The 12,048-nt window shown below is 62.0% G+C and carries 7 protein-coding genes and 1 riboswitch; of the genes, 6 read left to right on the plus strand and 1 reads right to left on the minus strand.

Annotated elements, in window-relative coordinates; genetic code table 11:
• Positions 1–245: 245 nt before the first annotated feature.
• The 3 genes from HJ583_RS14525 (at position 246) to HJ583_RS14535 (ending at position 5,514) form a co-directional block, all read left to right on the plus strand.
• Positions 246–2,393 (plus strand): cyanophycin synthetase, encoded by a 2,148-nt coding sequence (locus HJ583_RS14525; RefSeq protein WP_217423425.1) that lies wholly within the window; start codon positions 246–248, stop codon positions 2,391–2,393.
• Positions 2,394–2,419: 26 nt separating this feature from the next.
• Positions 2,420–4,990 carry a cyanophycin synthetase gene (cphA, locus tag HJ583_RS14530; RefSeq protein WP_170022563.1) on the plus strand — a complete coding sequence of 857 codons (2,571 nt, stop codon included), beginning with the start codon at positions 2,420–2,422 and terminating at the stop codon, positions 4,988–4,990.
• A gap of 65 nt (positions 4,991–5,055) precedes the next feature.
• Complete coding sequence (locus HJ583_RS14535) at positions 5,056–5,514, plus strand: DUF2846 domain-containing protein (RefSeq protein WP_170022564.1); 459 nt, start codon at positions 5,056–5,058, stop codon at positions 5,512–5,514.
• 66 nt (positions 5,515–5,580) lie between these two features.
• On the opposite strand, the gene HJ583_RS14540 is transcribed toward HJ583_RS14535, so the two are convergent.
• Complete coding sequence (locus HJ583_RS14540) at positions 5,581–6,168, minus strand: hypothetical protein (RefSeq protein ID WP_170022565.1); 588 nt, start codon at positions 6,166–6,168, stop codon at positions 5,581–5,583.
• Between the two features lie 266 nt (positions 6,169–6,434).
• On the opposite strand from HJ583_RS14540, the gene HJ583_RS14545 reads away from it, so the two are divergent.
• The 3 genes from HJ583_RS14545 (at position 6,435) to ahcY (ending at position 12,038) form a co-directional block, all read left to right on the plus strand.
• Positions 6,435–7,979 (plus strand): phospholipase D family protein, encoded by a 1,545-nt coding sequence (locus HJ583_RS14545; RefSeq protein WP_170022566.1) that lies wholly within the window; start codon positions 6,435–6,437, stop codon positions 7,977–7,979.
• A gap of 196 nt (positions 7,980–8,175) precedes the next feature.
• Positions 8,176–10,383 carry an EAL domain-containing response regulator gene (locus HJ583_RS14550; protein ID WP_170022567.1) on the plus strand — a complete coding sequence of 736 codons (2,208 nt, stop codon included), beginning with the start codon at positions 8,176–8,178 and terminating at the stop codon, positions 10,381–10,383.
• A 69-nt stretch (positions 10,384–10,452) separates the two neighbouring features.
• Positions 10,453–10,557, plus strand: a riboswitch (S-adenosyl-L-homocysteine riboswitch).
• Positions 10,558–10,625: 68 nt separating this feature from the next.
• Positions 10,626–12,038 (plus strand): adenosylhomocysteinase, encoded by a 1,413-nt coding sequence (ahcY, locus tag HJ583_RS14555; protein WP_170022568.1) that lies wholly within the window; start codon positions 10,626–10,628, stop codon positions 12,036–12,038.
• Positions 12,039–12,048 lie beyond the last annotated feature (10 nt).

Consider the following 12,048-nt stretch of genomic DNA (forward strand, 5'->3'; position numbering starts at 1 on the left):
GCAGCAGGCCGGATGCGGGGCGCCGGCCGGCACGGAAGTCCGGTAAACTCGCCGCTGGCAAGGCGGGATCGGCCGGGCAGAGGATGATAAACGCTGCAGGCTGGTTCAAGTTTACAGGGATCGTGGCAGGTGTCCGCCTTGTCCGGCCGGGTGTACTTCGTGCCCGTTCGTAAACCTTTCGCTGCCTGCGTCGTTTACCGGGCATTGGCGGAAGCCGGCAGGCACCCGCCCACTACATGGCTGACATGAGCAAAGACATCCGCATCCTCGGCGTGCAATATTTGCGCGGCCCCAATATCTGGACCTACCGCCCGGCCGTCGAGGCCCTCGTCGATATTGGCGATCTCGAAGACTGCCCCTCCAACACGATTCCCGGTTTTTACGAGCGCCTGTCGGCCTGGCTGCCTGGGCTGATCGAGCACAAGTGCAGCTACGGCGAGCGCGGCGGCTTCCTGCGCCGCGTGCAGGAGGGCACCTGGCCTGCGCACATCCTCGAACACGTCACCCTCGAGTTGCAGACCCAGGCGGGCCAGCGCACCAGCTTTGGCAAGGCGCGCAGCACCTCGCAGCGCGGCGTTTACAAAGTGGTGGTGCGCTCGCGCCAGAAGGATGTGACCATTGCCTGCCTCGAAGCGGCACGCGATCTGGTGATGGCAGCGATTGAGGACAAGCCCTTCGATGTGCCCGGAAACATCGCCCGTCTGCATGATCTGGCCGACTCCCTGTGCCTCGGCCCCTCCACGGCTTGCATTGTGGATGCTGCCACCGATGCCAGCATTCCATCGATCCGCCTGACTGATGGCAATCTGGTCCAGCTTGGCTGGGGCTGCCGCCAGCGCCGCGTTTGGACGGCCGAAACCGACCGTACCAGCGCGATCGCCGAAAGCATTGCCAGCGACAAGGATCTGACCAAGAGCCTGCTGGTGCCTTGCGGTGTTTCGGTGCCGGAAGGCCAGATCGTGAATAGCCCTGAGGAAGCCTGGGAGGCTGCGCAGGACATCGGCCTGCCAGTGGTCGTGAAGCCTTCAGACGCCAATCATGGGCGCGGCGTGTCGCTCGAGCTGATGACCGAGGACGAGGTGAAAGCCGCCTTCCCGGTGGCGGATGCCGAAGGCAGTGACGTGATCGTCGAGCGCTTCATCCGTGGCAACGAACACCGCCTGCTGGTAGTGGGCGGCAAGCTGGTGGCGGCCGGGCGCGGCGAGAATATTTTCGTGACCGGCGACGGCAAGTCGAGCGTGCGCGAACTGATTGACAGCCAGCTCAATACCGATCCGCGGCGCGGCGAAGCCGAGGAGTTCCCGCTCGAAACCATCAAGATCGATTCCGACCGCACCATGCAGCTCCTGATCGAGCGCCAGGGCTGCACTGCCGAATCGGTGCTGGCAGCCGGGCGCAAACTCACTGTGCAACGCAACGGCAATGTGTCGATTGATTGCACCGACGAAGTTCACCCCGAAGTCGCCGCCGCCGCCTCGCTGGCCGCGCGCATCGTCGGGCTGGATATCGCCGGCATTGATCTGGTGACCGAAGATGTATCGCTGCCGCTGGAGAAAACCGGTGGTGCGATCGTTGAAGTGAATGCAGGCCCCAGCTTGCTGATGCATCTGAAGCCGGCCCAGGGTCAGCCGCGCCCGGTGGGGGAAGCCATCGTGGCCCACCTGTTCCCGGGCGAGGGTAATGATGGCCGCATTCCGGTGGTGGGGGTTGCGGGGTGCGACGACAGTACCCGCATCGCCCGTCTGCTCGGCTGGCTGCTCCATGTGGGGGGCTACCATGCCGGCCTCGCCTGCCGTGAGGGCTTGTTCCTCGATCAGCGTGCCGTCGAGCGTTGCGATAGCGCCAATTTCGCCGCAGGTCAGCGCCTGCTGATGAATCGCCAGGTCGATGCGGCGGTGTTTGAGACGCCTGCGGCCAACATCCTCAGCGAAGGCCTGCCTTACGACCGTTGTGATGTGGGGGTGCTGACCAGCATCCGCGTGCTGCCCGAGCTGGAAGCTTTCGATGTGCGTGAGCTGGAGCAGGTGCGCAATGTGCTGCGTACCCAGGTCGACGTGGTGAGCGAATCTGGCGCTGCCGTGCTCAATGCCGATGACCCTGAAGTGGCCGGACTGGCCGAGCTGTGCGATGGCGAGGTGGTGTTCTACGCCAGCAGTGGCACGGCGCCCGCACTGGCCGCGCATCTGGCCACAGGCGGCCGCGCGGTGTATGCCGAGGCTGGCCAGCTGGTGCTAGCCAGTGGTGACAAGCGTCAGGTGCAAGCCAGCGATTTGCCGGCCGGCCGAGCGCTTGGGGCCGAACTGGCGGCAGTGGCCGCCGCTTGGGCGCTGGGTATTTCGCCGGATCTGATCAATAGCGGCATCGAGAGCTTCGAAGCCAGCCTGGCCCGCTGAGGCCGGAAACAACAGGAATACGTTCAATGGAAGTTTCCCGCATCCGCGCGCTGCGTGGCCCCAATCTGTGGAGCCGTCACACCGCCATCGAAGCCATCGTGACCTGTGAGTCCGGCGAGCGTTCGCTGGCAGACCTGCCCGGTTTCGATGCCCGCCTGCGCGAGCTGTTTCCGCAGATCGGCGAGATCCGTTCCACCGATCACGGTGAAACCCAATCCATGGCTCATGCCCTGGAGTTCGCTGCGCTTGGTTTGCAGGCTCAGGCTGGCTGCCCGGTAACCTTTAGCCGTACCACCACTACGACCGAGATCGGGGTGTACTTGGTTGTAGCGGAGTACAGTGAGGAGGCGGTCGGCAAGCGTGCGTTCGAACTGGCCCAGCAGCTCGTGCATGCCGCTGCGCACGGCGGCGAGTTCGATGTGGAAGCCGCGCTGGCCGAGTTGCGCGAGCTGGATGAAGACGAGCGCCTTGGCCCCTCCACCGGCTCCATCGTGTATGCCGCTGTGGCCCACAACATCCCCTTCCGCCGCCTCACGACCGGCAGCCTGGTGCAGTTCGGCTGGGGCAGCAAGCAGCGTCGCATCCAGGCGGCCGAGATCGATTCCACCAGTGCGATCGCGGAATCCATTGCGCAGGACAAGGATCTCACCAAGAAGCTGCTTGAAGCTGCCGGCGTGCCAGTGCCCAAGGGACGCCCGGCCACTGGCCTGGAAGACGCCTGGCTTGCGGCAAACGAGATCGGCTTCCCGGTGGTAGTAAAGCCGCAGGACGGCAATCAGGGTAAGGGTGTGGCGGTGAACATCACCACCCGCGAACAGTTCGAGATCGGCTATCGCGCGGCCAACGAAATCAGCGATGAAGTGCTGGTCGAGAAGTACCTGCCTGGCCATGATTTCCGCATGCTGGTGGTGGGCGACAAGCTGGTTGCCGCCGCTCGTCGCGAGCCGCCGCTGGTGATTGGCGATGGCACGCACACAGTGCGTCAGTTGGTTGAAGAGGTGAACAAGGATCCGCGTCGCGGCACCGGCCATGCCACCTCGCTGACCAAGATCCGTTTTGATGACATTGCACTGTCCAAGCTCGCCGACCAAGGGCTCAATGCTGAAAGCATCCCAGCCAAGGGCCAGCGGGTGATCCTGCGCAACAACGCCAATCTGTCTACCGGCGGCTCGGCTACCGATGTGACCGATGATGTACATCCGGACATGGCCGCGCGCGCGGTGGCCGCCGCGCAGATGGTTGGCCTCGATATCTGCGGTGTGGATGTGGTGTGCGATAGCGTGCTGCGGCCGCTCGAAGAGCAGTCTGGCGGTATCGTCGAAGTGAATGCCGCGCCGGGCCTGCGTATGCACCTGTCGCCCTCTTACGGCAAGGGCCGTAACGTGGGCGAGGCGGTGATCTCCACCATGTTTACACCGGGCGATGACGGCCGCATTCCGGTGGTAGCGGTGACCGGCACAAACGGTAAGACCACCACCGTGCGCCTGATCGCTCACCTGCTGATCAAGAGTGGTCTGCGTACCGGCATGACCAATACTGATGGCGTGTATGTGCAGGGCAAGCAGATCGACAGCGGTGATTGCTCCGGTCCGCGTAGTGCGCGCAGCGTGCTGATGCATCCGGATGTTGATGCCGCCGTGTTTGAAACCGCGCGCGGCGGCTTGCTGCGCGAAGGCCTTGCTTTTGATCGTTGCAAGGTGGCAGTCGTCACCAACATCGGCATGGGCGATCACCTCGGGCTGAACTACATCACCACCCTGGATGATCTGGCCGTGCTCAAGCGCGTGATCGTGCAGAACGTGGCTGACAACGGTTACGCCGTGCTCAATGCTGCTGACCCGATCGTGGCCGGCATGGCTGCCAATTGCCCGGGCCAGATCATTTACTTCGCCGCGGATCGCAATAACCCGGTGATGGCCACCCATCGTGCTCAGGGCAAGCGCGTGGTTTATGTCGAGAACGACGCCATCGTGTGTACCGAAGGCAAGAAATCACAGCGCATCTCGTTGGCCGGCGTGCCGATCACGCGTGATGGCACGATCAGCTTTCAGGTTGAGAACGTGATGGCGTCGGTGGCAGCGGCTTGGGGCGTCGGTCTTGAGTGGGATGTGATCCGCGCGGGTCTGGCCAGTTTCGTGGCCGATAGCGATAACGCGCCAGGGCGTTTCAACGTCTTCGATTACAAGGGTGCAACCATTATTGCTGACTACGGGCATAACCCGGACGCCATGCTGGCGCTGGTCAAGGCAGTCGAGGCCATGCCGGCCAAGCGTCGCTCGGTAGTGATCTCGGGCGCTGGGGATCGCCGCGATGAAGATATTCGTCAGCAAACCGAAATCCTCGGCGCTGCGTTTGATGGTGTGATCCTGTACCAGGATGCCTGTCAGCGCGGTCGTGCCGATGGTGAAGTGATCGGCCTCTTGCGCGAAGGGCTCAAGGGGGCTGTGCGTACTGCCGTGGTTGAGGAAATCAATGGTGAGTTCATCGCTATCGACCGGGCTTTGGAACTGCTTCAGCCGGGCGATCTGTGCCTGATCCTGATCGATCAGGTTGAAGAAGCGTTGGCGCATATTCGCCAGCGTGTGGCAGCGCAGTAAGCACAACTCAAGGCGCGAGCATCAAGGGCGGCTGCGGCCGCCTTTCAGCTTTCTGGAGGGCGATCATGAAGATCAAGCATCTGAGTGCTTTGTTGGTATCCGGGCTTTTGCTGCTTGCCTGTTCCACGCCGCAGATTCCTGTGGCCGGCACCCCGCAGATGGATGCACAGGCCAAAACCTTTGCAGTGCATCCGGCCCGCGCCCGGATCTATGTATATCGCAATCTCAGTAGTCTCAGCGAAGAGTTGCGGGTGAATGGTGTCGCAGTCGGCACGCTCATGGGCCGCAGTTATCTGCCGCTTGAAGTCTCTCCGGGTACTTATCGCCTGCAGGCCAAGCGTGAGCGCGAGACGATTCTGGAGTTGAATGTGCTGGCCGGGCGTAATTACTTCGTGCTGCTGGAGGCGATCGAATCGCCCATGAACTACCGCAGTTCGTTGCGAGAGGTGAGTGAGGCCGAGGCGCGCGAGGCGATCAAGAGCAGCCAACTGCTGCTGTCGTCGGTTTATCCGCTCAGCCCCTGAGGGGACGTCACGTCGACGAAAAAGAGCGCCCGCGGGCGCTTTTTTCGCGTTCTGCTGCGAGGCGAATTACTTCTTGGTTTTAGGGGCTGCCTGCGCCGTGACGGTGATGGCCAAGGCCTGGCTGAACACGCCTTCGACCTGATCACCGACCTTCACTTCCGCCAGCTTGGCCGGATCTTCCACCTTGAGTTCCACGATGCGACCAGCGGCGCCCTTTACAGTCACGAGTTTCTTGACGCTATCCACGGCAATCACGTCTGCCACGAACTGCACTTCGCGTTCGAACAGGGCGCCTGGCTTCTTGCCCTTGGGGGTACGGCCGACCATGGCTCCTGCCGTGGTGTGGGCTTCGCCTTTGACTTTCTTGAGCTGCATGGCAATGGCTTCAAAGTACTCGGCACTGACTTGATCACCTGCGCGCAGATTGTCCAGGTTACGGGCTTCCGCACCCGCGACCAAATCGAAAGTCTCGCCATCTTTGCTGCGCAGGGTCACCTTGCGGGATTTCAGGTTGACGGTGACCACCGTTGCTTCGAACTTGGCAGAAACCGCCATGCCGCCACCAGGCACACTGGCTGCTGCCGGCTCGGCAGCGAAGATCGGCGTGGCGAAGAGGCTAACGGTGAGCAGGGAGAGAGTGCAGAGTGCGCGCATGTGACGATCCTTGTGGTCAGAGTGAGAAACGGGAAGCGCTGGCGCATCGTTGAATGCCTTGATGGCCGGCGTATGGCGCTACGATCCGTGGGAACATAGCATGGATCAGATTCGTATTTTTTGCCCGCAGGGGCGGCTGCCGCCGCGCCCGGCCATCGGAGAGTTCTCATGCCTGGATCTGCCCGACTCGCCTTGCGTCTGATGCTTCTGTGCTATGCAATACGGGCCGCCGCCCCTTGTTCCGAGCTGAAGCTAGGTGGCGCGCAATGAAGTTCTTGCGTGGTGTGCTGCTGGCGTGCGTGTTGCTCATTGGTGCTTGTGCCACGCCGCGCCGCGATCCTGCGCGTAGCGAACTGCCCTTGCCGGAGCCCAACGATCCAACTCGGCTGGAGCAATTGGCGGAACAGGAACTGGGTACGAGCCCACAACTGAATGCCTTCCGTTTGCTCCCCGAGAGTGTCGAGGCTCTGCTGGCCCGCCTGATGCTGGCCCGCACCGCCGGACGCTCGCTGGACCTGCAGTACTACATCTGGCGCGATGACCTTACGGGGCGACTGTTGACCCAGGCATTGCTCGAAGCTGCCGATCGGGGTGTAAGGGTTCGCGTGCTGCTGGACGATGTGGGGAGCAGCGCCAATGACAAACTATTGCTGGCGCTGGATGCGCATCCACTGGTGGAAATCCGCCTGTTCAACCCCGTCAGCTCACGCTCCTTCCGTACCCTGGGCATGGTGCAGGACTTCTCGCGCATCAACCGGCGCATGCATAACAAGGCTTTCCTGGCTGATCGTAAGATGGCCATCGTGGGTGGGCGCAATATTGGTGATGAGTATTTCGGGGCCTCGAACGAGATTGCCTTCGGTGATCTTGATGTGCTGACCTTTGGCCCAGTGCTGTCGGAATTACAGGACTCCTTTCAGCGGTACTGGGATTCTCCGGCCGCTATTCCGATCGAGGATCTTCTGAACGACGTGGCGGGCCCTAATGAACTCGATGCCCTGCGCCGTGATCTGACTGGCTTTCTGAGCACACAGCGCGATAGTCCCTATGCGCAGCTTGGCAGCAGCATTCTGGCGACCTGGTTTGGCGATGCATCGATCACTTTTCACCGCGGTGATGCGCGCGTTCTGCAGGATGATCCTGCCAAGATCAGCCGCCCGCCGGGCAACATGGCTGGCACCCTGATCACCCAGTTTGGCTATTCGTTGGTTCAGCCTGCAGAAGAAGTCTTGCTCGTATCGCCCTACTTTGTGCCGGGCAAGGCCGGACTGGAGTGGTTTCGAGGCCTCACTGCGCGTGGCATACGGGTGACCGTACTGACCAATTCGCTGGCGGCTAGCGATGTGGCTGCGGTGCACTCCGGCTATGAACGCTATCGCAAGGAACTGCTGGCTGCCGGCGTGCGCCTGTACGAAATGCGCCCGGAATCGGACCCGGACGGTGAGCGCAAGCACACCCACATGTATCTAGGTTCTTCACGCGCTTCGCTGCACGCCAAGACCTTCGTTTTTGATCGGAGCTCGGTGTTCATCGGCTCGCTGAATCTGGATCCGCGCTCGGTGAAACTCAATACCGAGATCGGACTGCTGTGCGAGAGCCCGGCCATGGCCGAGGAGCTCTCAAGCGAGTTGGAGGATGAACTGGACGCCGTGGCCTGGCGGCTCGAACTGGCGGCAGACGGCAAAGGGCTCGTATGGGTGGAGCAGACTCCGGCGGGTGAGGTGCGTCACACACGTGAGCCACAGGCGAGCTCACTGCGCCGCTTCAGCGTCTGGCTGCTGGGGCTGCTGCCGATAGAGTCACTGTTGTGATGCTTGTGCTGACGAGCCCCTTTGCTACTAAAGTGTTAATGGGTGGCTATATACTTCATGGCGTTTGGTTGGGGCTGATGCCGATTGCGCATGTCGGCTTGCGGCTTCAGAATTTACGCCATTAGTCGTAGACCCATCCTGAAGGGCGGCCAGCTGCCGCTGGAGGAGTGCTTGCGTGCAAGAAAACCAGACAGGAATGGAAGGACCACTCCTGTTCGCTGAGGATGACACTGCCGGGGAAGTACCCAGGCGCCTGAAAAGCTGGCGCTGCCTGATTGTGGACGACGACGAGGGCGTCCATCAGTCCCTTGCTTTCGCCATGAATAACCTGCCGGTGCTCGAAGGGCGCATCGAGTGGCTGCACGCCTATACCGCCCGCGAAGCACGTGAAATCCTCGAGCGTGAGCGTGATGTGGCAGTGATCATGCTTGACGTGGTGATGGAGCATGAGCAGGCCGGCCTTGAACTTGTGCGCGTGATCCGTAACGAGCTAGGGCTGAACGACACCCGCATCATCCTGCACACAGGCCAGCCGGGCTTCGCGCCAGAAATCACCGCGATCCGCGAATACGACATCAACGATTACCGGACCAAGGCCCAACTGACGCGCGGCCATGTGTATACCTGCCTGTCCTCGGCCATTCGTACCTATCGCCAGATCCGTGCAATTGCCCAGGGGCGCGAGCAACTGCGGCGCATTATTGAAGCCGGTGACGAGCTGATGATGCAGGTGGATGAAGCGGCCTTTGCGCGTGGCGTGCTGGCCCATTTTGCCCAATTGCTCGATACCGGCTTGTCTGGTTTCGCACTGACGGCAACCCGGCCCGATAGCCTGAGCCTGCAGCCCTTGCTGGTGGCCGAGGGTCAGCACGCTGGCCGTGCCGGGCGCTCCCTGAATGCCAGCGAGGCGGCTGAAGCCTTGGCCTGTTGCCTGCAAAGTTTGAGCGGGCACGGCGTTGCCTGGGGCGCTCGGGGCGCAGCTTTGTGCATCCGGAGCCATCCTGGCGCAGTGTTGTGCCTCTACCTGGATCTTCAGGTGCCGGACCCGGAATCGGTTGACCCCGGAGTGATCGATGTCTTTGCCGGGCACTTTGCTTCCTGCCTGGACAACCGCAGCCTGCTGCACCAACTGCAGCACGACGCTTATCACGACCGCCTCTCCGGGTTGCCGAACCGGCGCGCGCTCGGTGAGGAGCTGGGGCGCTGCCTGGTCGCAGGCCAGACTTCTGGCCTCTCGCTGGCCCTGATCGATATCGATGCCTTCGGCGAGATCAACGAAACCCTCGGCCACGCTTTCGGCGATGAACTGCTGCGCGGCATTACGGCGCGCCTGCGTACCTCCGCCACCCCCGAAGTCATGGTGGCGCGCATCTCGGCGGACATCTTTGCCGTGCTGGGGGCCGAGCGCCGCATCACGCCGGAATTCGTGTTGCCCCTGTTTGCGGAGCCGTTCACTGTGGGGGGCGAGGAAAGCATGGTCTCCGTTACGGTCGGCTTTACCCGCCTGGGAGACGTAGAGGCGCAGGCGGGAGGGGAGTTGCTTGAAGCCGCTTTCCAGGCCCTGCGTTATGCCAAGACCTATCAGCGTGGCCAACTCGCCTGGTATGACCCGGCACTCACCTCGCAGACCCATGAGCGGGTGCGCCTGCTCAATGGTTTGCGCCATGCCCTGCAGGGCGACGGGCTATATGTGGTGTTTCAGCCTCAGGTGTCACTGGAGGACCAGCGCCTGATCGGTCTGGAAGCCCTGATGCGCTGGCGTACAGAGGATGGCAGCGTGATTCCGCCGGATCGCTTCATCCCGGTGGCTGAGCAGTCCGGCCTGATTCGCGAGCTAGGTTTTTTCGTGCTGCGTGAAGCCTGCTCTTTGCTGGCCCGTCTGCACGCCGAAGGGCATGCCGGTGTGCGCATGGCGGTCAACGTGTCGGCGGTCCAGTTCCGCAATCCGTCATTTCTCAGTGAATTGCGCCAGATCGTCGGTGCCAGCGGTATGGATGCGCATTATCTGGAACTCGAAATCACCGAATCGATTGCGATGGAAGATTCCGCCTATGTGCGCGAGGCACTGGAAGCTTTGCGTACGATGGGGGTGCAACTGGCTGTGGATGATTTCGGTACTGGCTATTCCTGTCTCGCGCAGCTCAAGCAGCTGGCATTCAATCGCCTGAAGATCGACAAGGCGTTCGTTCACGATCTCAGCGAGGAGGAGGCGGATGCGAGTATTGCCGGCGTGGTGATCCAGATCGGCCAGCGTCTGGGCAAGGAGGTCATTGCGGAAGGCGTGGAAACCGAGGCCCAAGCCCAGATCCTTGGGCGCCTGGGCTGCCGTGAGGCGCAGGGTTATCTGTATGGCCGGCCGATGCCGGTGGCAGAGCTCTATCGCTGGTTGAAGTCACGCGCCTGAGTATTGTCAGAGAATGTGGCCGCGCCATGGCTTTCTGGCGCCGGCCAAACTTCCTGCCTATAATCCGGACTCTCCGAGGAGCGCTGCGAGAGCGTTGGGTGCTTCCACCCACGATCCCAGGCTCGGAGTTTCGCCAGCGCCAAGCGCGGCAGGATTCAACTGCGCTCACCTGTTCAACCGTGCCGGGCACGGGAAGACGGTGAGCCCCTTTGTAAGCTCCCCTCCCGCTCGGCCACCTGTTCATGGAGAACATCGTGGCTCAATTCAATGATTACGTGATTGCCGATCTCAAGCTGGCCGACTGGGGTCGCAAGGAGATCCTCATTGCCGAAACCGAAATGCCGGGCTTGATGGCCATTCGCGAAGAGTTCGCGAAGGCTCAGCCGCTCAAGGGCGCGCGCATCACCGGCTCGCTGCACATGACCATCCAGACCGCCGTGCTGATCGAGACGCTGACCGCTCTCGGCGCCGAAGTGCGCTGGGCCTCGTGCAACATCTTCTCGACCCAGGATCACGCCGCCGCCGCAATTGCCGCCGCGAACATCCCGGTCTTCGCAGTCAAGGGCGAAACGCTGGTCGACTACTGGGACTACACCCATCGCATCTTCGAATGGGCCGACGGCGGCTACTCGAACATGATTCTGGATGACGGCGGCGACGCCACCCTGCTGCTGCATCTGGGCGCCAAGGCCGAGAAGGATCTGTCTGTCATCAGCAAGCCAGGCTCCGAAGAAGAAACCATCCTGTTCGCCGCGATCAAGGCCAAGCTGGCAATCGACCCGAGCTGGTACTCCGTGCGTCTGGCCGCCATCAAGGGCGTGACCGAAGAAACAACCACCGGCGTGCATCGCCTGTACCAGATGCATGCGCGCGGCGACCTGAAGTTCCCGGCGATTAACGTCAATGACTCGGTCACCAAGAGCAAGTTCGACAACCTCTACGGCTGCCGCGAGTCGCTGGTGGACGGCATCAAGCGCGCCACCGACGTGATGATCGCCGGCAAGGTCGCCGTGATCGTCGGCTACGGCGACGTGGGCAAGGGCTGCGCTCAGGCCATGCGCGCGCTGTCGGCACAAGTGTGGGTTACCGAAATCGACCCGATCTGTGCCCTGCAAGCCGCCATGGAAGGCTATCGCGTCGTGACCATGGAGTACGCTGCCGACAAGGCCGACATCTTCGTGACGACCACCGGCAACTTCCACGTCATCACCCATGACAACATGGCCGCGATGAAGAACAACGCCATCGTCTGCAACATCGGCCACTTCGACAACGAAATCGATGTCGCCTCGCTGGAGAAGTACCAGTGGGAAGAGATCAAGCCGCAAGTCGATCACGTCATCTTTCCGGACGGCAAGCGCATCATCCTGCTGGCTAAAGGCCGTTTGGTGAACCTGGGCTGTGGCACGGGCCACCCGAGCTACGTGATGTCATCAAGCTTCGCCAACCAGACCATCGCGCAGATCGAGTTGTTCACGCGCACCGCTGAATACCCGGTGGGCGTGTACACCCTGCCCAAGCATCTGGATGAGAAGGTCGCGCGCCTGCAATTGAAGACGCTCAACGCCCAGCTCTCCGTGCTGCGCCCCGATCAGGCCGCCTATATCGGCGTGCCGGTTGAAGGCCCGTACAAGGCTGATCACTACCGTTACTGAGCGACCTTGA

It is taken from the genome of Uliginosibacterium aquaticum, assembly GCF_012972705.2.
In the GTDB taxonomy this organism is placed as follows: Bacteria; Pseudomonadota; Gammaproteobacteria; order Burkholderiales; family Rhodocyclaceae; genus Uliginosibacterium; species Uliginosibacterium aquaticum.